Origin of the sequence: Lipingzhangella halophila (genome assembly GCF_014203805.1) — a bacterium.
In the GTDB taxonomy this organism is placed as follows: Bacteria; Actinomycetota; Actinomycetes; order Streptosporangiales; family Streptosporangiaceae; genus Lipingzhangella; species Lipingzhangella halophila.
Map to the genome: position 1 here is coordinate 3,930,745 of NZ_JACHJT010000001.1, position 23,780 is coordinate 3,954,524.

The 23,780-nt window shown below is 70.4% G+C and carries 23 protein-coding genes; 9 read left to right on the forward strand and 14 right to left on the reverse strand.

Features of this window, described 5'->3' with window-relative positions; translation table 11 throughout:
- The first annotated feature begins 4 nt into the window (after positions 1-4).
- Together F4561_RS18195 and F4561_RS18200 are read left to right on the forward strand one after the other, a co-directional pair.
- A complete protein-coding gene (locus F4561_RS18195) occupies positions 5-835 on the forward strand; it encodes an ABC transporter ATP-binding protein (protein ID WP_184580603.1) in 831 nt (276 codons plus the stop codon).
- Positions 832-1,641: an ABC transporter permease gene (locus tag F4561_RS18200; RefSeq protein ID WP_184580604.1), complete on the forward strand. Its 810-nt coding sequence runs from the start codon at positions 832-834 to the stop codon at positions 1,639-1,641. Before F4561_RS18195 ends, F4561_RS18200 begins: the two co-directional genes overlap by 4 nt.
- 267 nt (positions 1,642-1,908) lie before the next feature.
- Here the strand turns inward: F4561_RS18200 and F4561_RS18205 are convergent, their stop codons facing one another.
- Positions 1,909-3,369 carry an MDR family MFS transporter gene (locus F4561_RS18205; RefSeq protein ID WP_184580605.1) on the reverse strand — a complete coding sequence of 487 codons (1,461 nt, stop codon included), beginning with the start codon at positions 3,367-3,369 and terminating at the stop codon, positions 1,909-1,911.
- A gap of 405 nt (positions 3,370-3,774) precedes the next feature.
- Positions 3,775-4,431, reverse strand: a complete 657-nt coding sequence (locus tag F4561_RS18210; protein ID WP_184580606.1) for a response regulator — start codon at positions 4,429-4,431, stop codon at positions 3,775-3,777.
- A gap of 139 nt (positions 4,432-4,570) precedes the next feature.
- Between F4561_RS18210 and F4561_RS18215 the strand changes: the two genes are divergently transcribed.
- Positions 4,571-6,079 carry a serine hydrolase domain-containing protein gene (locus tag F4561_RS18215; protein WP_184580607.1) on the forward strand — a complete coding sequence of 503 codons (1,509 nt, stop codon included), beginning with the start codon at positions 4,571-4,573 and terminating at the stop codon, positions 6,077-6,079.
- On the opposite strand, the gene F4561_RS18220 is transcribed toward F4561_RS18215, so the two are convergent.
- From F4561_RS18220 to F4561_RS18250, 7 genes are all read right to left on the reverse strand, one after another.
- Entirely contained in the window at positions 6,067-7,332 is a 1,266-nt protein-coding gene (locus F4561_RS18220) for a sensor histidine kinase (protein ID WP_184580608.1), read from the reverse strand. The genes F4561_RS18215 and F4561_RS18220 overlap by 13 nt on opposite strands.
- A 307-nt stretch (positions 7,333-7,639) precedes the next feature.
- Positions 7,640-7,984 (reverse strand): TraB/GumN family protein, encoded by a 345-nt coding sequence (locus F4561_RS18225; RefSeq protein ID WP_184580609.1) that lies wholly within the window; start codon positions 7,982-7,984, stop codon positions 7,640-7,642.
- Between the two features lie 65 nt (positions 7,985-8,049).
- Complete coding sequence (locus F4561_RS33750) at positions 8,050-9,417, reverse strand: FAD-binding oxidoreductase (protein WP_184580610.1); 1,368 nt, start codon at positions 9,415-9,417, stop codon at positions 8,050-8,052.
- The gene (locus tag F4561_RS33755) at positions 9,414-10,310 is read right to left on the reverse strand and encodes an LLM class flavin-dependent oxidoreductase (RefSeq protein ID WP_184580611.1); all 897 of its coding nucleotides are present in this window, start codon (positions 10,308-10,310) and stop codon (positions 9,414-9,416) included. The genes F4561_RS33750 and F4561_RS33755 overlap by 4 nt, the downstream gene beginning before the upstream one ends.
- Positions 10,307-10,462, reverse strand: a complete 156-nt coding sequence (locus tag F4561_RS18240; RefSeq protein WP_184580612.1) for a hypothetical protein — start codon at positions 10,460-10,462, stop codon at positions 10,307-10,309. The genes F4561_RS33755 and F4561_RS18240 overlap by 4 nt, the downstream gene beginning before the upstream one ends.
- A gap of 100 nt (positions 10,463-10,562) precedes the next feature.
- Positions 10,563-10,682, reverse strand: a complete 120-nt coding sequence (locus F4561_RS18245) for an SDR family oxidoreductase (protein ID WP_221445535.1) — start codon at positions 10,680-10,682, stop codon at positions 10,563-10,565.
- A gap of 127 nt (positions 10,683-10,809) precedes the next feature.
- The gene (locus F4561_RS18250; protein ID WP_184580613.1) at positions 10,810-11,433 is read right to left on the reverse strand and encodes a malonic semialdehyde reductase; all 624 of its coding nucleotides are present in this window, start codon (positions 11,431-11,433) and stop codon (positions 10,810-10,812) included.
- Positions 11,434-11,869: 436 nt separating this feature from the next.
- Between F4561_RS18250 and F4561_RS18255 the strand changes: the two genes are divergently transcribed.
- The 4 genes from F4561_RS18255 (at position 11,870) to F4561_RS18270 (ending at position 18,245) form a co-directional block, all read left to right on the forward strand.
- Positions 11,870-12,931, forward strand: coding sequence for an LLM class flavin-dependent oxidoreductase (locus tag F4561_RS18255; RefSeq protein WP_184580614.1), 1,062 nt, complete (start codon positions 11,870-11,872; stop codon positions 12,929-12,931).
- Positions 12,928-13,623, forward strand: a complete 696-nt coding sequence (locus F4561_RS18260; protein WP_184580615.1) for an NAD(P)H-dependent oxidoreductase — start codon at positions 12,928-12,930, stop codon at positions 13,621-13,623. The genes F4561_RS18255 and F4561_RS18260 overlap by 4 nt, the downstream gene beginning before the upstream one ends.
- Positions 13,624-14,273: 650 nt before the next feature.
- Positions 14,274-14,852, forward strand: a complete 579-nt coding sequence (locus F4561_RS18265) for a hypothetical protein (protein ID WP_184580616.1) — start codon at positions 14,274-14,276, stop codon at positions 14,850-14,852.
- 255 nt (positions 14,853-15,107) lie between these two features.
- The gene (locus F4561_RS18270) at positions 15,108-18,245 is read left to right on the forward strand and encodes an ATP-binding protein (RefSeq protein ID WP_184580617.1); all 3,138 of its coding nucleotides are present in this window, start codon (positions 15,108-15,110) and stop codon (positions 18,243-18,245) included.
- On the opposite strand, the gene F4561_RS18275 is transcribed toward F4561_RS18270, so the two are convergent.
- Together F4561_RS18275 and F4561_RS18280 are read right to left on the reverse strand one after the other, a co-directional pair.
- Positions 18,229-18,978, reverse strand: a complete 750-nt coding sequence (locus F4561_RS18275; RefSeq protein WP_184580618.1) for an ABC transporter permease — start codon at positions 18,976-18,978, stop codon at positions 18,229-18,231. The two genes, F4561_RS18270 and F4561_RS18275, sit on opposite strands and share 17 nt — an antisense overlap.
- Complete coding sequence (locus F4561_RS18280; RefSeq protein WP_184580619.1) at positions 18,975-19,916, reverse strand: ATP-binding cassette domain-containing protein; 942 nt, start codon at positions 19,914-19,916, stop codon at positions 18,975-18,977. Before F4561_RS18280 ends, F4561_RS18275 begins: the two co-directional genes overlap by 4 nt.
- A 238-nt stretch (positions 19,917-20,154) precedes the next feature.
- On the opposite strand from F4561_RS18280, the gene F4561_RS18285 reads away from it, so the two are divergent.
- Both F4561_RS18285 and F4561_RS18290 read left to right on the forward strand, forming a co-directional pair.
- Positions 20,155-20,616 (forward strand): hypothetical protein, encoded by a 462-nt coding sequence (locus F4561_RS18285; RefSeq protein WP_184580620.1) that lies wholly within the window; start codon positions 20,155-20,157, stop codon positions 20,614-20,616.
- A gap of 509 nt (positions 20,617-21,125) precedes the next feature.
- Entirely contained in the window at positions 21,126-21,947 is an 822-nt protein-coding gene (locus F4561_RS18290; protein ID WP_184580621.1) for an SAM-dependent methyltransferase, read from the forward strand.
- 36 nt (positions 21,948-21,983) lie between these two features.
- Here the strand turns inward: F4561_RS18290 and F4561_RS18295 are convergent, their stop codons facing one another.
- From F4561_RS18295 to F4561_RS18305, 3 genes are read right to left on the reverse strand one after another with little or no spacing between them, the layout of a single operon-like run.
- A complete protein-coding gene (locus F4561_RS18295; RefSeq protein ID WP_184580622.1) occupies positions 21,984-22,565 on the reverse strand; it encodes a flavin reductase family protein in 582 nt (193 codons plus the stop codon).
- A complete protein-coding gene (locus tag F4561_RS18300) occupies positions 22,562-23,314 on the reverse strand; it encodes a response regulator (RefSeq protein ID WP_184580623.1) in 753 nt (250 codons plus the stop codon). The genes F4561_RS18295 and F4561_RS18300 overlap by 4 nt, the downstream gene beginning before the upstream one ends.
- Positions 23,311-23,754, reverse strand: a complete 444-nt coding sequence (locus F4561_RS18305; RefSeq protein ID WP_184580624.1) for a sensor histidine kinase — start codon at positions 23,752-23,754, stop codon at positions 23,311-23,313. Before F4561_RS18305 ends, F4561_RS18300 begins: the two co-directional genes overlap by 4 nt.
- Between the last annotated feature and the right edge of the window lie 26 nt (positions 23,755-23,780).

Below are 23,780 nucleotides of genomic sequence, written 5' to 3' on the forward strand. Positions count from 1 at the left end.
CCGTATGGCATACGAAGATAACGAGGGGTGGTCGCCTCCTCCCGGCGGCGTGGCGATCCAGGCCGCCGATGTGCGCAAGCGCTACAAGGGCAAGCCGGCACTCGACGGGTTCGACCTGACCGTGCCGATGGGAACCGTGTGCGGCCTGCTGGGACCGAACGGGGCCGGAAAGACCACGGCCGTTCGGATCCTGACGACCCTCCTGCGTGCGGACGCCGGACGGGTGTACGTGGCCGGCCACGACGTTCGCACCGAGCCGCGGACCGTGCGCTACCGGATCGGCCTGGTCGGGCAGAACGCCTCCGTCGACGAGCTTCTCAGCGGGCGGCAGAACCTGGTGATGTTCGGCAAGCTGTACCACCTGACCCGTGCGGCGGCGCGTCGGCGGGCGGAGGAGCTCCTGGAACGGTTCGGGCTGACCGAGGCGGCCGACCAGGCGGTCGCCGAGTACTCCGGGGGGATGCGCCGCCGGCTCGATCTGGCGACCAGCCTGATCCTCGCGCCACCGGTGCTGTTCCTCGACGAACCGACCACCGGCCTGGACCCGCGGGCCCGCATCGATGTCTGGGACTCGATCAGGTCGCTCGTGGGATCCGGAACGACCGTCCTACTGACGACCCAGTACCTGGAGGAAGCGGATCAGCTGGCGGACCAGATCGCCGTGATCGACGCGGGCCGGGTCGTCGCCGAAGGCACCCCCGACGAACTCAAGGCGAAGGTGGGCCCCGACCGGGTCGAGACCGTCACCCGCAAGCCCACGCTCGACGAGGTCTTCCTCCACGTCACCGGACATCCCGCGAACACCGCCGAACAGACCACGGAGCAGCCCGCATGACGAGCACCATCCCGCGAACCGCGCCGGCGGCCGACAGCCTGCGCGATACCGCCACCCTGACCGGACGGGTCCTGCGGCACTGGAAGCGCCGCCCCGTGTCGATCGTGCTCGGCCTGCTGTTCCCCGTCCTGATGGTGCTCATGTTCGGCTACCTCTTCGGTGGCGCGATGGCCGTCCCCGACGGGGACTACATGGACTTCCTGATCCCCGGCATGCTGGCGATGACCATGCTGTTCGGGCTGGAGGCCATGGTCGTGAACGTCACCACCGACACCGCGCGAGGCGTCACCGAACGCTTCCGCGTCATGCCGGTCACGACGACCGCGATCCTCGCCGGCCGCAGCATTGCCGACGTGCTCAACGGCGTGGTCGGTTTCGCCGTCATGGTCGCCACCGGCCTGCTGGTCGGATGGAGGCCCGAAGGCGGCCCCGTGGCGGCCCTGGCCGCGCTCGGGCTGCTGCTGTGGCTGAGGTTCGCGTTCACCTGGGTCGGCATCTACCTCGGTTTTCTACTGAAGACTCCGGATGCGGCCGTGGCGGTCCAGGTGCTGGTGTGGCCGGTCGGGTTCCTCTCCAGCGCCTTCGTGGCACCCGGAACGATGCCGGGCTGGATCGGCGCCGTCGCCACGTGGAACCCCCTGTCCGCGACGGCCACCGCGGTCCGCGAGCTGTTCGCCAACCCCACCTGGAACGCCCACGACTGGGCCACCGAGCACTCGATCACCCTCGCGCTGATCTGGCCCGCCGTGCTGACCCTGATCTTCCTCCCGCTCGCGGCACGGCAGTACCGGGCACTCGGCGACTGATGCGGCCCGATCCGCGGTTTCGCTCTCTGTACTGGCGGCGGCCTCGCACATTCACGTTCGGCGGCCTCGACGCGCGGCACGCCCGGATGGCAATGCTGCGGGCTCGTCCCACCGAAGCGGGGAGACGGCCCGGTTACGCCCACGCTCGTCCTGGCCGGACGCGCACCGCCCGGTCAGGACGGCCCGTGGTCACGGCTCCGGGCGCATACCTTTCCCCGCTCGCGGACCCGCCCCCGCGGGGGCGGGTCCGGCCGTGCCGTGCCGGCCTCAGGGCGCACCACCGCTGCCCGCGCCGACGGCCCCGGGGGCGCGGCGGCGCACGTTCAGCGCGGTGACCAGCGCGAGAATACCGATGACTCCGCCGACCATGAACGCGGCGCGCAGCCCGTCCGAATCGGGCCCCTCGGAGGCGGATGCGCTGGCGAGGGCGGCGACGGTGACGAACAGAGCCGTCCCCAGCGCCCCGGCGATCTGCTGGAGAGTGGTGAGGATAGCGCTGCCGTGGGAGTAGAGGTGGTCAGGCAGCGCGCTGAGGGACTCGGTCATCAGCGGGGTCATCATCAGCCCGAGCCCGCCCATGAGCACCAGGTGGATGCCGATGACCGCGGCCAGGGGCGACTCCGGGCCCAGCACGGCGAACAGCCACATCGCCACCGCCATCGCCGTGGCCCCCGGGATCACCAGAGGGCGCGCCCCGACCCGGTCGAACAGGGCCCCGACCGGACGCCCCATCAGGCCGAGCAGCAGCCCGCCGGGCAGCACCGCCAGCCCGCTGACGAACGTGCTGGTGTTCAGCACGGTCTGCATGAACAGCGGCAACAGGATCGCTGCGGCTCCCAGCAGGCACATGAACAGCAGGGCGGCCAGGATCAGGGCGACCACGAAACTGCGGTGGGTGAACGGACGCAGGTCGAGCAGGGCCCGGTCATCGCGCTGCAGGAGGATCTGGCGCCAGACGAACACGCCTACCGCCGCGGCCCCGACCGCCAGCGGCAGCCACGGCGGTAGCGCGTGCCCTCCGCCGCCGGACTCGCCGAACGAGGACAGCCCGTACAGCACACCGCCGAAGCCGACCGCGGACAGCAGTACCGAGACCAGGTCAAGCGGCACTTGGCGGGTGCGGCTCTCGAGGCGCAGCCACACCGCACCGATGACCAGCGCGGCCACCGCCAGTGGCAGAACAGTGAAGAACATCCAACGCCATCCCAGTGAGGACAGCAGCGCCCCGCCGATGGTCGGCCCGATCGCGGGGGCGACGGCGATGACGATGGTGATAGTGCCCATCGTCGCGCCGCGCCGCTCCGGCGGGGTGAGCCGCATCACCGTGGTCATCAGCAGCGGCACCATTACCGCGGTACCGCAGGCCTGAACGACGCGCCCGGCCAGCAACACCACGAAGCTCGGCGCGAACCCGCTGATCAGGGTGCCCAGCGTGAACAGGCTCAATGAGGCCACGAAGATCTGGCGGGGGGTGAACCGCTCCAGCAGGAAACCGGTGGTCGGGATGACCACGGCCATGGTCAGCAGGAAACCGCTGGTCAGCCACTGCACGGTCGTGGTGGGGACATCGAGCTCGACGCTGAGGTCGCGCAGCGCGACGCTCAGGATCGTCTCGTTGAGGATCATCACGAAGGCCGACATGACCAGAACCCCGATCAGCAGCCCGGCCCGAGGCGGAGCTGCCGGCCGCTGGTCGAAGTCTTCGGAGACGCTTGCGGCCTCGGTCATGGGCAGTACCTCACACAGGGCAGGATCGGACACAGGGGGCTGAACAGGGCGAACCTCGGTCAGGCTATCGACACAACCGGAAAACGGCAGGCGGTTTTCCGCTCGGCACCAGACCCACCGGAAACGCCCGCGGGGCGGCAAAACGTCTTCCGCCTGCACCAACAACCGTGGCGCTCGGTCCGGTGTCCCGCGGCAGTGTGGCTCTAGTCTCAGTGGGATGGGTGGGGCGCGTTGACACACCCGGGCGCGGACGCGGGCCGGCGCGTGGCCGAGCTGACCACGCTCTACCGGCAGCGCGCCGGCCGCTGACCTACTCGTGGTAGCCGTGGAAACGATCTTGCCCCTGCGCCGCCACCAAGGGACTTGGTTTCCCGTGGTGGGCGCGACGTTCGGGGCCGGAGCGCGTTACCGGCTGCCGGGGGTCATGCCCGCCTCGTGGGCGAGGAGGGCCGCCTGTACCCGGTTGCCCACGCCGAGTCGGGTGTGGATCGAGGTGAGATGGGTCTTGACCGTGCTCTCCGTCAGCCCCAGCCGGTCGGCGATCTCGGCGTTGGTGCGGCCTTCGGCGAGTAGTGCGAGGACGCCGCGCTCACGGGTGCTCAAGGACTCGATCTTCGTCCAGGCGGCGGCGCGCGCCGCCGCGGCTCCGCTGAGCTGGTCGATGAGCCGCCGCGCCACTCGCGGCGACAGGAACGCCCCGCCGTTGGCCGCGGCGCGGACGCCCGTCAGGAGTTCGTTCGGGTCGCCGGTCTTGAGCAGGAAACCGCTCACGCCGTCGTTGAGCGCGGAGGCGATGTAGGCGTCCTCGTCGAACAGCGTCAGCATGACCACTGCGGTCTCGGGGACGTCCCGGCGTATGTCCGCGGCCGCGGCCAGCCCGTCGAGGCGCGGCATCCGGATGTCGAGCAGGGCGACATCCGGACGGTGCTCCGCTACCAGCTCGATCGCCTCAAGGCCGTCAGCGGCCTCGCCGACCACCTCGACGTTATCGGCGGCGGCCACGATGGCGCGCACGCCCGCGCGCATCATGGCCTCGTCGTCGGCCAACACAACCCGGATCATCGTCGCACCCGTCCCCTGCCCTTGGGCCTCGCCGAGAGGCTATCGCCGGTCCGGCCGCTCACGGCTCGTCCGAAAGTCACCCCCTGACCCCAACGGCCACCCGATGTCCACGCGATGCCCGCTACGTAGGTTCTCCGGCATGACACGTTGGATACGCGGAGCGGGGGCCAGTCTGCTGACCACGCTTCTACTGGGGTGCGCGATGGCGGGGCCGGCCGCGGGGGCCGATAAGCGGGAGCGTCCTGTCGCTACCGGGGAGATCGACGGCTTCGTCGAGGACTACATCGACACCCAAGGGCTCGCTGGTGTGTCGGTGGCTCTGCTCCGCGACGGCGAGATCCTGTACACGAAAGGGTACGGACACGACTCCAGCGGCGGCGCGGTCACCGCCGACACGCCCATGATGCTCGCCTCGCTGTCCAAGTCGATGACCGCGATGGGGGTCATGCGCATGGTGGAGGAAGGCGAGGTAGAGCTGGACGACCCGGTGCGGGACTACCTGCCGGAGTTCGACCCCGCGGACCGGCGCGCAGAGCGGATCACCGTACGCCAGCTCCTCGACCAAACATCGGGCATGTCCTCCTCGGGGCTGGTCAGCCCGGACCGGCAGGCGAAGGGATCGCTGAAGGAGGCCGTCGCGATTCTGGAATCCATGGAGCTTACCGCCGAGCCCGGGACACGGTTCCAGTACTTCAACGGCAACTACTGGATGCTGGCCCGGATGATCGAATCCGTCTCCGGTGAACCGTTCGGCGCGTACCTGGATGATGCCGTCTTCTCCCCCCTTGGCATGGAGGACAGTACGACGTTCGAGAACGCCGGCCGGGCTGTCAGCGAGACCGACGGCCTGCAGAGCGGGCACACATCGGCCTACGGCACGGCCGTCGCGCGACAAGAACCCGCGGATTTTGTGGTCGGCGCGGGCAGTGTTGTCTCCACCGCCGCTGACATGGCCCGCTGGCTCGCGCCCTACACCTCCGGAGGCCGCACCGCCGAGGGAGAGCCGTTCGTCTCCGCCGCGACGATCGACGCGATGCTGACCCCCTCCGATCCTGCGGGCGAGTACGCGCTGGGCTGGCGGGACGGCACGCCCGACGGCAGTGACCGCCCCCGCATGTCCCATGGGGGAACCCAGTTGAGCTACAGCGCCTACCAGGGCATCTATCACGACCGCGAATACGCGGTAGCGGTGTTGAACAACAGCTTCACGCTGCCCCTTGAGACCGCCTACCCGATCGCCGAGGGGGTCATCGACATTGTCGAGGGGAAGGCTCCGGAGGAGTCAGTGCCCGTCAACGCGATCTCCGACTACGTGCTGGCGGCGCTCACCGTGCTGACCGCGGCGCTTGGCACCCGCCGGCTCGTCAGGGCTCCTGAGTGGGCCGAGCGTCTCAGCGGCCGGTCTACCCTGCGGCTCACGGCGCGCCTGTCTCCCCGGATGCTTCCCTTCGCGCTCGTCTGCGGGTTTATCGCGCTGGCGGCCGCGAACGGCGCGGACGCGAGTCTCCTCTGGATATGGTTCGCCTGGCCCGCTCTGGGAGTGTGGGCCCTCGCTGGGGTCGTGTTCAACCTGGCAACGGTCGCGGTGCGCGCCGGGTTCCTCCGGCGGAGCCGGTCGCGGCGGGCGGCACTGCCTCACCAGCCGTAGTACGCGCTCAGAGTGCCCGCGGTTGCGGCGCACGCCGCCAGGGTCACCATGGTACGGGCGAAGTCGCGGCGCAGTTGCCGCCGTGCGTCCTCGGCGAGATGCGGCGGCAGCGGAGCGCCGCGGGCCTCCGCGGCGGTGTCCTCCGGCTGCCGAGCCGCCGCGGCATGCGGCAGCCGGGCGCTGACCTCGAATCCGCCGTCCAGAGGCGCGGCCGAGAACGTCCCCCCGGCCAGTCGGACCCGCTCCCGCAGTCCTGCGAGCCCCAGGCCGTCACTGGCGCTCCCGGGACGCTGATCGTTGAACGGCACCCTGTTGGTGACGGTCACGGCCGTCTCGGACTCCGCGCGCTCGACGTGCACCTCGACCGGCATTCCCGCAGCGTGTTTGGCGGCGTTGGTCAGAGCCTCCTGGACGATGCGGCGAACGGTGCGCTCGACCATGTCCGGCGCGGCCGTGGTCTCGCCGGTCAGCCGCAGTGTCACCGGCATGCCGGAGTCTTTCGCGCGCTCGACGAGCTGGGAAACGCTCATGCGGGAGGCGGAGGAGCCCTCCGTGTCCGAGCCCGGCCGCAGGACGCCGATGACCTCGCGCAGCCGTTCGGTAGCCGCGGCGGCACCGGCGCGCAGTTCCCCGGCCGCCTCGCGCACATCCCGGTCCTCCAGACGCGGCGACACCTCCAGGGCACCCGCGCGTAGCGCCATGAGCCCGATTTCGTGGCCGAGCGAGTCATGCATGTCATGGGCGATACGCTCACGCTCGCGCAGCCGCTCCCGCTCGATCAGCCCGCGCCTCTCCCGGCTCCTCAGCTCCTGTAGCTGCCGCCAGTAGTGGCCGGCGGCCCACGGGAGTACCACGAACAGCGGAGCGAAGACGACCGCGTCGAGTGCGACGGACGGCTCCATCCACGACAGGACAAGCCCCGCGGCCGCCACCACCGTCCCGGCCGCGGCCATCCGGGGAAAGGCCCGGACGCCCCACTGCCCCGCACGGAAACCGATGAGGGCGGCGACCAGTCCGGCCCCGGGGCTCCACATCGCGAGCGCGAAGGCCGCGAGCACCGCGGTCCGCGGGTACCGCCAGCCGAGCGCCACGATGAGGACCGAGGTCAGCGCGGCCCCGGAAAGCAGCCACCACGGAGAGTCGGCAACACGGTTGAGCACAGCGAGCGGCGCCAGGACAACAACGGCGAAGAGGTCGACGCGGAAAGCGCCGCGAGCGGCGGCACGGACGCGCGGTGCTGGGTCTGCTTCCATGGCTCTCGCCGATCTCACAGGTCCGTAGAGAGGGCACTCCCGCCTCGGTACCGCGGGAGGCCGGATCAGCGGAATCGGCCACCGGCCGGGCTGAACACGCCATCGAGATCGTAACGCAAGACGGTCCTGGCCCGGCCTCTTCCGGAGCGCGGCGCTGGGCGAACAGGACGGTCGCGCGAAGCGGCAGTCGCCCCGCCGCGGCTGCCCACCGCGGGCCCTGGTGAACACCGCCCCGGGAGCGGCCCCGGGACGGAGAGGGGTGGGTCCGGAGCCGCTCAGAGCCGACCGCCCCGGCCGCTGGCCTGTCTCACATGTTTTCGGGGTCTTCGGCCACGGTGGAGACCGGGGTGCTGTGGATGCCGCCGAACGCGTCGAGGACGGGGGTGTGCAAGTAGGCGCTTCGCATCCGGATGCGGTCGGGGACCGGAGCAGAGTCGGCGCTGCCGCGGGCCTCCGTGCGCGCCCGGTGAAGATCGGCGATGCTGAGCCCGAGGCCGGCATTGGCGGAGACGGCTTCGATGCTTCCCGGCATGGGCGGCTCCAGCGCGGTGTTGTCGACGGCGATGCCGAAGCGCGTGTTCTCGTCACGGCGCGTCTCCGCCGTGTGTCCGGTGGTGCTGGTCAGGCCGAGGGCGAGGCACTGCAACGCCACTCTGCCGGGCCGTTCTCCTCAAGGGCGCTTGGGCTCTCTCCCGGCTGCCTCGGTGCGTCTCACGGTCAGGCCGGCGGGATCGGAAAGTTCGCCGAGAAGGCGTTCTCCGGGTCGTACTCCCGCTTGAGCCGGCTCACCCGTGCGAACGTCCCACCGGGGAAGGCCTCCCGCACACGCTCGGGCCGGGTGTCCTTGTCGAACGGCAGGTACAGCCCATCCGTCAGCGCGGAGATCCCGGCGTCCCACGCTTCGTTCAGCCGCGTCTGAGACACGCCCAGCGCACCGAGCGAGAAGTGCTGGTGCCGGTGGGCGTACGCGGTGGCGTCGTGCGCGACGTCGTGCGCCGCCCCGCCGTACGCGCGCACCGCCAGTACGGACGTCTCGCCCGACCGAACCAGGTCCGCGACGGCCCGCGAGACGCCGCCGTCCAGGTGCGTGACCAGACCCGAGCGCGCCGCGGGGTCGCCACCACCGAAACGCTGGGCGTCGCTGTATGGCATGACCTGCGAATACGGAACCTGAACAGCCTGGTGCCCGAGCAGCGGCCCTGATCCGGCCAGGGAATCCAGCGCTGCCACGGCGGCGTCCTGGTCGTCGCCCGCCCATATCGTCAGGAGCTGTGCCAGCGGCGCCCGTTGGCGTGCGGACAGGTACAGGAACGACGTGAGCGCACGTGGCGCCGCTTCCACGGCCGCGCCCCACCGCTCCAGCAGTCCCGCCGCGTCCGACGCGTCGAGCACCATCTGGGAGAAGATCACGTCTCCCAGCCGGCCGGCCTCGAGCTCCACCGAGGTCACCACGGCGAGGTTCCCACCCGCGCCGCGCAGGCCCCAGAACAGGTCGGGGTTCTCGTCGGCCGACGCTCGCAACGGCCTGCCCTCGGCTGTCACGACGTGATAAGCGCGGACCCGGTCGATCGTCAGGCCCTGCGACCGCCCGAGCAGCCCCATGCCGCCCGTGGTGGCCAGGCCGCCGACGCCCACGGCTCCGTTGTCGCCCGAGGTGACCGCCAGGCCGTGCGGCACCAGTTCCTCGGCCACCGTGCGCCACATGGCACCGGCGCCCAGCCGGACGAGCCCTGCCTCGTTGTCGAGCACGTCGACGCCGTCGAATGTCTTGAGGTCCAGCACGATGCCACCGTCGTTCGTGGACCGCCCCGAGATGCCGTGGCCACCGGACCGGACGCCGAGCGGAACATCCTGGCCGCGCGCGAAGGCGAGCGCCTCGGCGACCTCGTCGCGGTCGCGCGGGTACAGCACCAGCCCCGGCGATCCGGAGCGCAGGTAGTTGTGCCGCACCGCGTCGTACCTCCGGTCCCCCGGCTCGACGGCGCGCTCGGCCAGGTTCGCCGGGATACCGTCGTAGTCGATCCCTTCGCGGCGCCGGGCCAGGGCCCGGGCGCCGCGCCGCGTCGTCGCGGGTTCGTCGCTCATCCCGAGCTCCGTTCGGCGGCGACAGCCTCGCGCACGGCGGGCGCGATCTCCTCGCCGAACGTCCGGATGAAGTCGGGTTCGTCGCTCATCGTGATGATGGTCCCGGCGCCGCCCTGGAGCGCGAGAGCCGTGAGTTCCTCGACCCACTGGTCCGCCGGGCCCTGCAGGTACCCGCTGCTCACCGGTCGCAGGGAGCCGCCCACCGTGATCACCCGCCGGATCTCGGCCGGGTCGCGCCCCGCCTCCTCGGCCGCCTCGTCGATGATCGCGTTGCTGGGTCCGGGCTCTCCGTCCTGGAGGTACCCCGTGCTCACCAGCCAGCCGTCGGCCTCGCGTCCCACGAGGCGCAGGCCGCGCGGTTTGTAGAGGCCGAGCCAGACGGGGATGTCGTGGGCGGGCGCCGGGCCGCGCTTGGCGCCGGAGACCTGGTAGTGCTTTCCGGCCACACGCAGGGGTCTCGGGGTGGACGTGTCCCAGAGGCCGCGCACAATCTGCAGCGCCTCGCCGAGGGCTTCGATCGCCTCCCCGGGTGTGCGCCGCGGGCCGCCCATGGCTGCGATGGCGTCCCAGAACGCTCCCGCGCCCAGGGGCATCGTGAACCGGCCACCCGAGAGCAGGTCCAGGCTCGCCGCGGAGCGGGCCAGTACCGCGGGCTGCCGCAGCGGCAGGTTGAGGACACTGCCGGCCACCGTGATGTGCTCGGTGGCCGCGGCGATCCAGGTCATCAGCGTCCAGGTGTCGTGGAACGCCGCCTGGTAGGGATGGTCCTGGAAGGTCACGATATCCAGCCCCGCGCGCTCGGCGACCCGGGCCAGCCGGACCGGCCGGTGCGGGTCGGTGTTCACCGGGGTGATGAAGGTCCCGAATTGCAGCTCGTGTCCGTAGTCCGTCATGGCGTGCGTACCTCCTTCTGCGCCACGGCGTTGGCGCCGGCCCCGTGGGCGGCGTGGTGCTTGTCGCGGTGCGGCTTCATGATCCGGGCGCTGATATGCGGCTCCCGGGCCGCGTAGTCGTAGGGCAGGCCGGGGAAGGTGCGGACGGGCATGGCCGGTCTCCTCTCATCGGTGTGGACCGGCCCCTGTCGAACCGGTCGTGTCGGGGCGGGCGCGTGCCGCACGGCACGTCGGTGCGGGCGTCATGGACGGTCAGGGCTTCGCCGTGGTGCCGCCGTCCACCAGCAGGGCGGTGCCGGTAACGAAGCTGGCCAGGTCGACCCCGAGGAAGGCGACGGCGCCTGACGCCTCCCGGGGCCGTCCAGTCGGCACCAGGTGTGGATTAGCTGCGCGGACAGATCTTCCGTACGGCCGCAGGCCTCGCCGCGAAGGCCGCCGGGGACGGTGGAGCCGGCCACGAATGCGGTCGTCGCAGAACACCTGTGCAGGTGCGGGCGGGTCAGAGGACCTGGGCGACCTGGTGCAGGTCCAGGCGCGGGAGGCGCGGGAACGGGGTACCCGCACCCTCGGCCACACCGGTGTTGACCACGAGGAAGGACTTGAAGCCCGAGTCCGCGAAGAACTCGCCGTCCACGCCCTGGAAGTCCATGCCGTTCATGGGACCGGCGGCCAGGCCCACCGAGCGGAGGGCGATGATCAGGTAACCGGCCTGGAGCAGGGCGTTCGTCCGGGCCATCTCGCCACGCACGTCCTCGACGGGGTCGAGCTGGTCCTTCATGTCGGGGACCACCGGGAAGGTCGTGGGCATGTGCTCGTGGAAGCTCGGATCGCCCGCCAGCACCAGGGAGAGCGGAGCGGCCTCCACCTTGGCCTGGTTGGCCTCGGCCATGTGCGGGATCAGGCGGGCCTTGGCCTCCGGCGTGCGCACCACCGCCATGCGCATCGGCAGGCAGTTCATGGCCGTGGGACCGAACTTGGTCAGGTCCCACGCGGCCTGGATGCGCTCGTCCGGCACCTCCGCGTCGGCCCACTCCATGGTGGTGCGGGCAGCGCGGAACAGGCGGTCGGCGGTCGGGTCGTCGATGACTGGCTGGGCGCGCTCAAGCGCGGTTGTGTTGGTCATGCCCGGCGTAACTAACTGTCTGCGCAGATAATTTCCTGCCGCCAATGTGGCGTGGCGCACACGATCCCTGGTGCGCGGCCCTCGTCCCGCCGCAGCCGCAAACCGACGGCGCCGGGCGGCATCCAGGATCGGCCGGACCCGACTCGCCGACGCGGCCCGGCCGCGGCCCGGCGAACCCGCGCCCGCTGAGCAGGCGCCGACGCAGGCGAGGACCCACGAGGCCGTGCCTTCGCCCTCCGGGCGAGCCGCACCCAGACACGGACCGGGTCACGCGGGTCGCCGGCCAACCGCCCGAAGAAGAGCCGCCGCCGATCCGGCCGCGCGAGCGGCCGGAATCATCCAGAAATAATTTGCTTGCGCAGACAGTTTTCGCGGTCGTGGCCCGCAGCCGGCCGCGAGGAAGCATCCCCAACATCCGGAAAAAGAGGGAGCAGACATGACATTCGAGATCGGGGTCCTGACGTTCGGGGAGATCACCGAGGACCCGGCCACCGGGAAACCGCCCACCCCGCGGCAGCGGATGCGGGAGACGATCGAGATGGCGGAAGTCGCCGATCAGGCGGGCCTCGACGTGTTCGGCGTCGGCGAGCACCACCGCACCGACTTCGTCGGCTCGGCGCCGTCCATCGTGCTCGCCGCGGCCGCGCAGGCGACGAAGGACATCCGGTTGACCAGCGGGGTCACCGTTCTCAGCTCCGAGGACCCGGTACGTGTCTGGGAACAGTTCGCCACGATCGACCTCATCTCGGGCGGCCGCGCCGAGATCATCGCGGGGCGCGGCTCCTACACCGAGTCTTTCCCGCTGTTCGGCTACGACCTGGCGGACTACGCCGACCTGTTCCAGGAGAAGCTCGACCTGCTGCTCAAGATCCGCGAGCAGAACCCGCTCACCTGGTCCGGGCGATTCCGGCCTCCTCTGGTCGGCGCCGACATCGCACCACGGGCCGACGGCGGCACTCTGCCGATCTGGGTCGGCGTCGGCGGCACGCCGGCCTCGGCGGTCCGCGCCGGCCAGCTCGGCCTGCCCATGACGTTGGCCCTGCTGGTGGGCCCGATCACGTACCACGAGCAGACCGTCGACCTCTACCGGTCCGCCGCGGACGAGGCCGGGCACCGGGCGGATGCGCTGCCGATCGGCCTCACCGCGCACGGGTACGTCGGCCGGACCAGCCAGCACGCGCGGGACACCATGTACCCCTATTTCGCCCGAGGCATGATGGACAACAACCACCAGCGGGGCCGCGGCTTCCGGATGCCCCGGACCGCCTTCGACGCCCAGACGTCACCGGCGGCCGGGCTCCTCGTCGGCAGCCCGCAGGAGATGATCGATAAGCTCCTCGCCTACCACGAGCTGTACGGGCTGAACCGCGCCCTGGTCCACATGGGTTTCGGCGGCATGCCGCAGAAGGAGCTGCTCCAGGGGATCGAGCGGCTCGGCACCGAGGTCGCGCCCGTCGTCCGCCGCGAGACCACCGCCGCACCGGAGGTGACAGCATGAGCACCGCCACCGCTCCCCCGACGGGCGCTTCCGGAACCCCCTTCCGGATCGTTGTCGTCAACGGCAGCCCAAGCGAGAAGTCCAAGACCATGGGGCTCGTCGATGTTGTCGTGACGACCCTGGGCGAGATGCTCGGCTCCGGGACGTGGCACGTCGAGACCCGGCGCGTCGACGTCTACCGCCTGGGACCGGAGTTCACCGGCGCCCTCGAACGCGAGGGCGTCGCCACCGGCGTCGAAGACGCGCTCCGCGCGGCCGAGCACGCTGATCTGCTGATCGCGGCCACACCGGTGTTCCGCGGCTCCTACACCGGAATGTTCAAGCACTTCTTCGACCTCGTCGACCAGTACGCCCTGGCCAACAAGCCCGTGTTCCTGGCCGCCACCGGTGGCGGCGAGCACCATGCGCTCGTCCTGGAGCACGCCATGCGCCCGCTCTTCGGATTCTTCCAGGCGATGACCGCGCCCGTCGCGGTCTTCGCGTCAGCAGGAGACTTCGACGGCACGACCTTACTCAACCCGCGGGTCTACGGACGCGTCGAGATGGCGCTCGCGGACGTCACCGATCTCCTCGAGGCACGCGCGAACGGCACGCGCACGGCGCCAGGCCCCCAGCCGGAGCATGCGGAGAAGCTCCGCGGCGGGACCGCCGTCGGGCGCGGAGGAATGGCCGCCGGGGACAGCCGCCGGTAGCCGGAAGGGGCCCGTTATACGGGCAAACATTCTCAAATGAGAAATATGCCATAGAACCGGCGTTCAATCCTCCGGGGCGGAGCCGAACGCAGGAGCGCGGACGAGGGTGCGGGCCGCACGGCACGCAGCCCGGAACGCCGCACTCGTACCGGATACCGACGCCCGCCTGGCGCCGCCCCCACCCCTGCGGCCGCCCGGAGGTGTCCGCCCTGTGGCCTGCGGCGGAGCCCGGTAGCGCCCAAGCGAACCCGATAACGTCTCGGTTACAGTGTCCGGAATCGCCGACTCGGGGAAACACAACACCCCGGGCGGCGTGGCCGCGGGCGCAGGCGGCGGGTGCAGCAACGAGGCCGCACCGCCCACGCGAACGGGGTCATCTCCACTACGCCCGTCCCGGTGACAGCCAGTGCCGGGAACGGCCGGGAACCGCCGTGGCGAGTGAAACGGACGGTGAGCGGCGCGGGGCCTCCCCTGGCTCCCAGCCGCACCACCGACGCGAAGACCCCCGTTCGCCGCCGGCGTCCCCCGCGTACCACAACGGTGCGGGCCAGCACCGCTCCGGCGAGAACCGCTGGCCGATCCTTCCCGGAGCACGTTGCGGACGCCACCCCCGGCCGCACCCCTTCCCCTCTCATCTGGAGGACAGATCCGTGCGAAAGCTGCACAAAACCCTCATCACCGCAGCCGCGCTGCCACTGAGCGCGGCGCTCGCGATCATCGGTGCCGCCCCCGCCGATGCTGGAACGACCCGGTACTCGGTGAACCCGTGTATGGACGGCGGTCCCACCAAGGAGGACCAGGCGATGGCCGACCGGCTCAACGGCATACTGGAGGCCGACATGGAGGGGCAGATGGACGATTACCGCGTCTCCTGCGCCCGCGCCGTGATCGAGGCCGTGCAGGAACGCGGCATGGACCAACACGCCGCGGACGCCGCCATCACAACGGCCATCGTCGAGACCCACCTGCAGAACATCAACATCGAGGTGGACCACGACAGCCTCGGCCTGTTCCAGCAGCGCGGCCACTGGGGCTCACCTCCCGACCGGGCCAACGCCGAGTGGGCCACCAACGCCTTCCTCGACGAGATGGAGAACCTTTACCCCGACGAGAGCTGGAAGGACGACCCGATCGGCGAGGTCACCCAGGGCGTACAGCGCTCGGCCTACCCCGACCGCTACGGGACCATGGTCGAGGACGCCAAGACCATCGTGGACGAACTCTGGTAAGAGCGCTGAGACCGGGCCCGCCAGTACCGCGGACCATCCCGTGGAGCCCGTGGACCGTACGAACCCCGCTCTTGTACGGTCTCCCGCCCCGCGGTAGACCGCCCCTTCACCCGGAGGGGCGGTTACCCGGGGCCCGGCCGGGTGGTGGCCGCGATCATCTTCGTGGCCACCACCGGAGGCACCTGGCGCCAGCTCCCACAGGACTTCCCAACAGAACCTGCGGTCCTACCGACCAACCCTGACAGAATTGCCTGGATGCAGATCGGGATGCTTGGGCCGTTCGAGGTCCGCATGGACGACGGCGCCTTGGCGGACGTGCCGGGCGCCCGGTTGCGTGGGCTGTTGATCGCCCTCGCGCTCGAGCCCGGTCGCGTAGTTCCGAAGGCGACGCTGATCGACTGGATCTGGGGGGAGCACCCGCCCTCCGAGGCGGCGAATGCCTTGCAACGCTTGGTTTCCCGGCTGCGGAGGGCGCTGCCGGACGGGTCGGTCGAGGGGCAGGCTGGCGGGTATCGGTTGGCGGTGGACCCCGATGCCGTCGACGCCGTGCGGTTCGAACGCCTCCTCGGTCAGGCACGTGGTGGTGCGGATTCGCGGCGGGCACGGCTGCTGCGCGAGGCCCTCGCATTGTGGCGCGGTGCGGCCATGCAGGACGTCGCTCTGCAGGGCAGCGCGGCGTTTGACGCGGCGGTCACCCGGCTCGAAGAGGTGCGCCTGGCTGCCATGGAGGACCGGTTCGAAGCAGAGATCCGCCTCGGTCACGGTGCGGAGTTGGTCACCGAGCTGACCGACGTGGTGGCCGCCCACCCGGTACGGGAACGGCTTGTCGCCGCGCTGATGCGTGCCCTCAGCTCGGCCGGCCGGAACGCCGAAGCCCTGGCCGTGTACCAGCGCACGAGAGAAGCCCTGGCCGACGCGTTGGGCGCCGACCCCGCACCGGAACTGTCCGCGCTGCACGTTGCGCTGCTGCGTGGGGAGTTGGGGCCGCAGGAGGAAAGCCGGAAGACCAACCTGCGCGCCGAGCTGACCAGCTTCGTCGGCAAAGACACTGATGTCGCCGCGGTCGGCAAGCTCATCGGGGAACATCGGCTCGCCACCCTGATCGGCCCTGGTGGCTCCGGGAAGACCAGGCTGGCCACGGAAACCGCGCGCACACTGCTCGGTGACATGCCGGACGGGGCCTGGCTGGTGGAGCTCGCCGCCATCGGCACCGACGGTGACGTGGCTCAGGCGACGCTCGACGCGCTCGGTCTCCGGGACGCGCTGCTCGGTGAGACACCGAACGCGGAGCCGATGGACCGGCTGATCGCCGCGATGCGCGAGCGGGAAGCGCTGCTGGTTCTGGACAACTGCGAGCACGTGATCGAGTCGGCGGCGGCGTTCGCCCACCGCGTGCTCGGGGAGTGCCGGCGGCTGCGGGTTCTGGCGACGAGCAGAGAGCCGCTCGGTATCACCGGCGAGGCACTGTGGCCGGTCGAGCCGCTGGCCCTGCCGGAGAGGGACGCCGGCCCCGGCGAGACCGCGTCCGCGCCGGCCGTCCGGTTGCTGCGGGACCGGGCGAGCGCGGTGCGCAGCGATCTCGCGGCCGACGCTCCCACATTGTCGACGATGATGCGCATCTGCCGGGCACTGGACGGGATGCCGCTGGCGATCGAACTGGCGGCGGCCAGGTTGCGCACCATGTCCGTCGATCAGCTCGCCAACCGGCTCGACGACCGGTTCCGCCTGCTGACCGGCGGTAGCCGTACCGCGCTGCCGCGGCACAGAACGCTGCGCGCGATGGTCGACTGGAGCTGGGAGTTGCTCACCGACGCCGAACGGATGGTCCTACGCAGGCTCTCGGTCTTCTCGGGCGGGGCGAGCCTGGAAGCGGCCGAGCGGGTCTGCGCCGGCGACGCGGTCGAGCGGGAGCAGGTACTCGAGTTGCTCACCGCGCTGGCCGAGAAGTCGCTGCTGGTCGCCGGGGGCGACAGCGCACCGCGCTACCGGATGCTCGGCACGATCAAGGAGTACGCCGCGCACCGCCTCGCGGAGGCGGGGGAATCGGACCTGGCGCGCCAGGCGCATCTCGCCTACTTCACCGAACTCACCGAGACCGCGGAGCCGCAGCTTCGCCGCGCCGAACAACTGGAATGGCTCGCCAGGCTCGAACGCGAGCACGACAACATCAGTGCCGCGATGCGTGGCGCGATCGCTGCCGGCGAGGCGCAAGGGGCGATGCGGCTCGCGGCGGCCGCCGGCTGGTACTGGTGGTTCGGCGGGCACAGGGCCGAAGGCTTCGAGCTGGTCACCGCGGCCGCCGAAACGCCCGGCGAGGTGACCGACGGGATCCGGGCCACGGTGTACTTCCTTGTCGCGAATTTCATGACCTCCGGCCGGAGCGACGCCCACAACGCAGAGGAGTGGATCCACCAGGCATACCGGCTCAGCCAGCGCGGTCAGCACGGCAACCCGCTGCTGGGGTTGGTCGTCCCGCTGGAACGCATGTTGCAGGAGCCGGACGCGTTCCTGCCCGCGTGGGAACCATTGTTGGACAACGATGACCCCTGGGTACGGGCAATGGCCCGGCTGCACCTCGGCAAGATGCGGATCATGCTCGGCCAGGGCGCGCGGGATGCGGACGCGTACCTTGAGATGGCGCTCGCCGAGTTCCGAACGCTCGGCGAACGGTACGGGATCTCCTTCGCCCTGACCACGCTGGCGGACCGCATCGCCATGCGCGGCGAGTTCGCGGGTGCGTGCGAGTACTACGAACAGGCGATCGCGATCGTCACCGAAATCGGTGCCATCGAGGATGTCATCAGCATGCGGTCGCGACAGGCCCAGCTGTACTGGCTGCTGGGCGACGAGGAGTCGAGCGCGGCCGCTCTGGCCGAGGCGCAGCAGTGCGCGGAACGGGTGACCTGGCCGAATGCGCTGGCCGAGCTGCCCCTGGCGAAGGCGGAACTCGCCCATTGGGCAGGGAACCCCGAGGAGGCCTACCGGCAACTCGATGTCGCGACGACCATGCTGGGCGACGACGCGGAGATCACGACCATCCGCGCGGTCATCCACCACCTGCTCGGCTACCTTGCCGACGATCTCGGCGAGGCCCATACGCATCACGCGACGGCCTGCCAGGCGGCGTCCGAGGCGGGGATCGCGCCCCTGACCGCGCAGATACTCGTCGGGGTCGCGGACCTGGCGCTACGCCGCGACCAGCCCGACCAGGCTGCGCGGCTGCTGGCGGCAAGCGCCGGCGTGTGCGGACTGACCGACCGTTCCCACCCGGATGTGGCCCGGATCGAGCAGTCCGCGCGGAGCCGCCTCGGCGACGCGCGGTTCGCGGAGGCGGCTCGGGAGGGCACGGAGACGGACTGGAGTCAGCTGGTCGCGGTCACGCTCGCTTGTTGAACGTGGCGGACGCCCACAGGTATCCGACGAGGGAGATGCCGGCGCACCAGGCGAGGGCGGCGACCGTGTCGCCGGTGTCCGGCGCGCCGTTGAGCAACCCGCGCACGGTTTCGATGAGCGGCGTGAGGGGCTGGTACTCCGCGAACTGCCGGAGGCCCGGCCCCATCATCTCCGCCGGTACGATCGCGCTGCTGAAGAACGGCAGCATGACCAGCGGCACAGCGGCCATACCCGCCGTTTCCGGAGACTTCGCCGCCAATCCCAAGGCGATCGTGAGCCAGCCGGCCGCGAAACCGATCAGCACGACCATGCCGACCACGCCGAACCAGTCGAGGAGACTCGCCGACGGGCGGAACCCCATCAGGAAGGCCACCCCGACGAGCGCCGCGATGGCGACCAGGTTGGTCAGCACACTGGTGACGACGTGCCCGGTCAACACCGCACCACGGGAGACGTCCATGACCTTGAACCGGTTGATGATGCCCTTCGTCATGTCGGAGTTCACCGCTGTCGCGGTACCTCCCAGCCCGTAGCAGACGGCCAGCAGCATCAGTCCCGGTGTCGCGTAGTCGACGTAGTCGACACCGACGTCGAAAGCGCCTCCCATCATGTACACGAACATGAACATGACCACGATCGGCATCATGACCGAGTTGAACACCGCCATCGGATTCCGGGCGATGTGTTTCAAGTTGCGGCGCAACATCACCATCGAATGGGGCTTGGCACTCATTTCGCGTCCACCTCCGCGGCGTGGCCCGTCAGGGCGAGGAAAACGTCGTCGAGCTCGGGTTTCCGCACGGAGAACTCTTCGGCGCTGAGTGAGTACTCGTCGAGCCTGTCCAGCAGAGCCCGCAGCGATTCCGTCCCGCCATCGCCGGGAACCCGCAGGGTCAGTGCCTCGTCGTCGCGCGTGGAGTCGGCGAAGATCCGCGCGGCCGCGTCGAGTTCGGCGGCGGTGGTGAACCGGAGCCGGACGTGGGTGCCGGGGATCTGGCGCTTGAGCTCGTCAGCAGTGCCCTGGGCCACCAGGCGGCCCTGGTCGAGCACCGCGATCCGGTCGGCGAGCTGGTCCGCCTCCTCGAGGTACTGGGTGGTGAGGAAGATGGTGACGCCATCGGCCACCAAACCGCGAATGATGTCCCACATGGTGCGACGGCTGCGCGGGTCCAGTCCCGTCGTCGGCTCGTCCAGGAAAATGATCCGCGGGTCGCCGACCAGCGTCATGGCCAGATCCAGCTTCCGGCGCATGCCTCCGGAATAGGTCGACACGGGCTTCTGCGCCGACTCCACCAGATCGAAGCGTTCCAGCAGCTCGGTGACGATCCGCTTGCCGTCGCCGGAGGTCGCCCGGTTCAGGTCCACCATCAACCGCAGGTTCTCCAGCCCCGTCAGCAGCTCATCCACCGCCGCGAACTGACCGGTGACCCCGATCACCGCGCGCACCGCCTTGGGCTCAGTCGCGATGTCGTGCCCGGCGACGTGCACCGTCCCCCCGTCGGCCTTCAGCAACGTGGTCAGCACGTTCACCATCGTCGTTTTGCCCGCCCCGTTCGGGCCGAGCAGCGAGAAAACCGTCCCCGTACGGACATCCACATCGATGCCGTCAAGCACGGTCTTGTCCCCGTATTTCTTCCGCAGCCCCGAAGCCGCGATCGCTGAACTTGTCATGCGACCACAGTCACCGGTCGATCTGACACGCACCTGACACAGCACCTTCGCGCCCACTGACACAGCGTCCTACCTCGTCAGGGGCGGGGAGACCTCCGCGGCGGCGATCCCACCGGTAAACGCCGCCGGGCTCGCGGAAAAGGCGTCGGGGTGCTCTTTCGGAAACGGCTCTGGAACGCCGGCCACCGGCCGCGCGTCTACACCGAACATGGGAACGGCCGAGAGTCGTAGCAAAGCAATGGCGACACTGATCGCCGCGGGAGCGCTGCTGTCCGGGTGCGGCTCGCCCGCCGCGTCCGACGAGGAAGAGGAAGCCGAGTACCCGGCCGCCATCACCTGCAGTGCGTTCTATCGCCCCGTTGCCGGGCAGTCGGCGGGTGAAGAGCGCGAGGAATTCACGGTCGAGCGCGAAGACGGCCCGATGAGGTCCACGGAGGACGGGATCGCGGGCGCGGTGGGCGCCGAGTTCGGGGAGTTGGCACTGGAGGTGAGCTACACCTCCGGCGCTCCGGACGGCAACGGGGTCCTGATCATCGTGACTGACTCCGAGGGGGTGGAACTCACCCGCGACCTGTACCAGATGGGCACCCCTCCGCTGGCGGAGATCGAATTCGGCGGCGGGCACGGCTTTACCGGTCTCACCTACGTCACCCACGCGGAAGCACAGCTGCAGTACTGGTGTGCGGCCACAGCTGAGTAGCCACGGCTTGCCCGAGCCCCGTGAGAGCCCAGAATCTCCCGGGCGCGGCGGAAGGAACCCGTCGCCCCTGGAGGGAGAAGCGCGCGAGGCCGACCGTGACCAACGGGCGCGGGAGCTCAGCACCGCCACGATGCCCAGCGGCCCAAGGGTGGACGCGAGCGCGTACATGGCGTCCGCGCCAAGGACGGGCGTTCCCAACAGCGCTGCTGCGGGGCAGGACGTTCGCGGCACCGGTCCGGAGACGTGCTGCGGGCGGTCGGCCACCTGCTCCGCTGTGCGGTCGGTGGTAGTCGCAGGGGATGTTCCAGGCGCCTATCGCGGCCGCGCTCGCAGAGCGCCGGGTGCTGCGGCGGAACCGCGGTCCCCGACATCGGTTCCGCTGTACCAACCACTGTTTCGACGCCGTAAGGTGACTCTCTGGAAACACCGTTCACCGGGATCCGGAGATCCCCGGGGAACCAGCCACCCCACTCTCGACTCGTCAGCCCCTCCCCTGCTGAGAAGGACAGATGAACGCCGACACCCCCTCCTCGGAACCCGAGCGCGGCTCCGCCCCCACCTCCATCGACACCTCCGTCCCCCACTCCGCCCGCGTCTGGAACTACTGGCTGGGCGGCAAGGACCACTACGCCGCCGACCGCGAAGCCGGCGACCAGTTCCTGCAGCACTTCCCCCACGTGCCCGCCTTCGCCCGCCAAGGCCGCGGATTCCTCATGCGCGCGGTCACCCACCTCGTCCGCGACGCCGGCATCCGCCAATTCCTCGACCTGGGCACCGGCATGCCCACAGCCAACAACACCCACGAGGTGGCCCAGGCCCACGCACCGGAGTCCCACATCGTCTACGTCGACAACGACCCCCTGGTCCTGGCCCACGCCCACGCCCTGCTGGTCGGCACCCCCGAAGGCAAGACCGACTACATCCACGCCGACATCCGCGCCCCCGAGACGATCATCGCCACGGCCCGCGAGCACCTCGACTTCGACCAGCCGATCGCCCTCGTCCTGATGGGCGTCCTCGGCCACATCGACGCCGACGAAGTCCCCCGCATCGTCCGCACCCTCCTGGATGCCCTGCCCAGCGGCAGCTACCTGGCGATGTGGGACGGCGTCGACACCGACCCCGGCATCATGGCCGCCCTAGAGGAGTACAACACCAACGCGCCACTGCCCTACCGGCACCGCAGCCCCGAATGGATCACGGCCCTCTTCGACGGCCTCGAGATCATCGACCCCGGCCTGGTCCCCTGCCCCCAGTGGCGCCCCGACTCCCCGGAGGTGGGGTCCTGGCCCGACGCCCCCTCCCTCTCCGGAGTCGCCCGCAAACCCTAGAAACGCCGCTCCCCGGCCCGAGACCGCTTTCGGGGATCAGAGGTCCAGGACTATGCGTGCGCCACGGGCACGGGAAACGCAGGGGTAGATGAGGTCGGTGCGTTCTCGTTCATCGGGTTGCAGGACGTCGTCGCGGTGGTCCGGCACACCGTCGAGGACGCGGGTTTCGCAGCTCCCGCACACTCCGTTCTCGCAGGAGGAATCCAGGGTCGGATCGGCTTCCCGCAGGACGGAGAGCAGATCGCGATCGGCCGGGACCCGCAGAACCCGACCCGAGCCGCGGAGCTCGGCGTCGAAGGCGGTGTTCGGCGCACCGTCGGTGCGCGGGCTCGCTGTGAACCGCTCGATGTGCAGCGTGCCCTGGGGGCACACTGTCGGCATCAGCTCTTCGATCGCGTCGATCATGGGGCCGGGGCCGCAGCAATAGACCGCGGTCCCGGCGGGAGCCTCCCGCAGTATGGCGGCCAGGTCGGGGCGCGGCTCCCGGTCCGCGGCGGAGGTGGTCACCCGTTGCGGGTGCGCGGCCGCGAGCTCCTCAGCGAAAGGCATCGCGGGCAGGGACCGGCCGCGGTAGACCAGCCGCCACTGCGAACCGCGTTGCGCGAGCCGTTCGATCATGGGCAGCAGCGGGGCGATGCCATTGCCGCCGGTGACGGGGTGGGATGGGCGGGTTGGCCCGCCGGAGAGCAGTCGAGGAGCCCGGCTTGGTGGGCGAGGATGGCCGCTTGGACGCGGTTGGTGAGATGGAGTCTGGCGAGGAGGCGGCTGATGTGGGTCTTGGCGGTGGCCTCGCTCATGTAGAGAGTGGCGGCGATTTCGAGGTTGGACAGCCCGCTTCCGACCGCGGCGAGGATCTCGCGTTCCTTGTCGGTGAGCGCCTCAAGCCGCGCCCTGGCGTCGCGTTGCGGCTGCGGCTCGGGGTTGGCGAACTTGTCGAGGAGGCGGCGGGTGACGCGCGGGGAGAGCATGGCGTCTCCGCGGGCGGCGCTCCGGACCGCGGAGATCATCTCCTCGGCGGAGGCGTCTTTGAGGAGGAAGCCGACGGCGCCGTTGCGGAGCGCGGCGTGGACGTACTCGTCGAGGTCGAAGGTGGTCAGTACGACCACGTGTGGTGGCTGGTCGAGCCGAGCCAGCTCCTCGGTGGCGACGAGCCCGTCCATGCGGGGCATGCGGATGTCCATGAGGACGACGTCGGGTCGGTGCCGGCGAGCGAGTCCGACCGCCTCCGCACCATCAGCGGCCTCGGCGACCACCTCGATGCCGGGAACGGCATCCAGGGTGGTGTGGAGCATAGAGCGCACCATCCATTCGTCGTCGACGACCAGGGTCCGGATCCGGTCGGTCCCGGGGCGGAGCGAGCCGGTCATGGCGTCTCCTGTCTCGCGATGGGCACGCGCGCGAGGAGCTGGAACCCTCCGTCGGGTGTGTGCCCTGCGGTGAGTTCACCGCCGACGAGCCGGATCCGCTCGGTGAGTCCGAGCAACCCGTGTCCGCCTCCGAGGAGTCCGGCCTGCTCGACGGGCTGGGTCCCGCGTCCGTTGGTGATCGAGAGCAGCAGCTCGTCGGGCGTGTGCTCGACCCGGATCCGGGTTCGGGCACCGCCGGCGTGCTTGTGCACGTTGGTCAGCGCCTCCTGGACGAGCCGGTAGATGGTGCGCTCGACGAGCAGTGGCGGCCGTCGCCCTGTTTCGTTGACGACTTCCAAGGTGACCGGGATCCCGAGCTGGCGGGACTCGTCGATCAACGCCTCCAGATCTGTGAGATCCGGCCGTGGCCTCGTCGGCAGGTCGTCGTCATTGCGCAGCACGCCAATCAGGGACCGTGAGCCTGCTC

Excerpts from the sequence above, each read along its gene's own strand:
- F4561_RS18195 (WP_184580603.1), top strand. The coding sequence starts at position 5 with ATGGCATACGAAGATAACGAGGGGTGGTCGCCTCCTCCCGGCGGCGTG.
- F4561_RS18200 (WP_184580604.1), top strand. The coding sequence starts at position 832 with ATGACGAGCACCATCCCGCGAACCGCGCCGGCGGCCGACAGCCTGCGC.
- F4561_RS18205 (WP_184580605.1), bottom strand. The coding sequence starts at position 3,369 with ATGACCGAGGCCGCAAGCGTCTCCGAAGACTTCGACCAGCGGCCGGCA.
- F4561_RS18210 (WP_184580606.1), bottom strand. The coding sequence starts at position 4,431 with ATGATCCGGGTTGTGTTGGCCGACGACGAGGCCATGATGCGCGCGGGC.
- F4561_RS18215 (WP_184580607.1), top strand. The coding sequence starts at position 4,571 with ATGACACGTTGGATACGCGGAGCGGGGGCCAGTCTGCTGACCACGCTT.
- F4561_RS18220 (WP_184580608.1), bottom strand. The coding sequence starts at position 7,332 with ATGGAAGCAGACCCAGCACCGCGCGTCCGTGCCGCCGCTCGCGGCGCT.
- F4561_RS33750 (WP_184580610.1), bottom strand. The coding sequence starts at position 9,417 with ATGAGCGACGAACCCGCGACGACGCGGCGCGGCGCCCGGGCCCTGGCC.
- F4561_RS33755 (WP_184580611.1), bottom strand. The coding sequence starts at position 10,310 with ATGACGGACTACGGACACGAGCTGCAATTCGGGACCTTCATCACCCCG.
- F4561_RS18240 (WP_184580612.1), bottom strand. The coding sequence starts at position 10,462 with ATGCCCGTCCGCACCTTCCCCGGCCTGCCCTACGACTACGCGGCCCGG.
- F4561_RS18250 (WP_184580613.1), bottom strand. The coding sequence starts at position 11,433 with ATGACCAACACAACCGCGCTTGAGCGCGCCCAGCCAGTCATCGACGAC.
- F4561_RS18255 (WP_184580614.1), top strand. The coding sequence starts at position 11,870 with ATGACATTCGAGATCGGGGTCCTGACGTTCGGGGAGATCACCGAGGAC.
- F4561_RS18260 (WP_184580615.1), top strand. The coding sequence starts at position 12,928 with ATGAGCACCGCCACCGCTCCCCCGACGGGCGCTTCCGGAACCCCCTTC.
- F4561_RS18270 (WP_184580617.1), top strand. The coding sequence starts at position 15,108 with ATGCAGATCGGGATGCTTGGGCCGTTCGAGGTCCGCATGGACGACGGC.
- F4561_RS18275 (WP_184580618.1), bottom strand. The coding sequence starts at position 18,978 with ATGAGTGCCAAGCCCCATTCGATGGTGATGTTGCGCCGCAACTTGAAA.
- F4561_RS18280 (WP_184580619.1), bottom strand. The coding sequence starts at position 19,916 with ATGACAAGTTCAGCGATCGCGGCTTCGGGGCTGCGGAAGAAATACGGG.
- F4561_RS18285 (WP_184580620.1), top strand. The coding sequence starts at position 20,155 with ATGGCGACACTGATCGCCGCGGGAGCGCTGCTGTCCGGGTGCGGCTCG.
- F4561_RS18290 (WP_184580621.1), top strand. The coding sequence starts at position 21,126 with ATGAACGCCGACACCCCCTCCTCGGAACCCGAGCGCGGCTCCGCCCCC.
- F4561_RS18295 (WP_184580622.1), bottom strand. The coding sequence starts at position 22,565 with ATGATCGAACGGCTCGCGCAACGCGGTTCGCAGTGGCGGCTGGTCTAC.
- F4561_RS18300 (WP_184580623.1), bottom strand. The coding sequence starts at position 23,314 with ATGACCGGCTCGCTCCGCCCCGGGACCGACCGGATCCGGACCCTGGTC.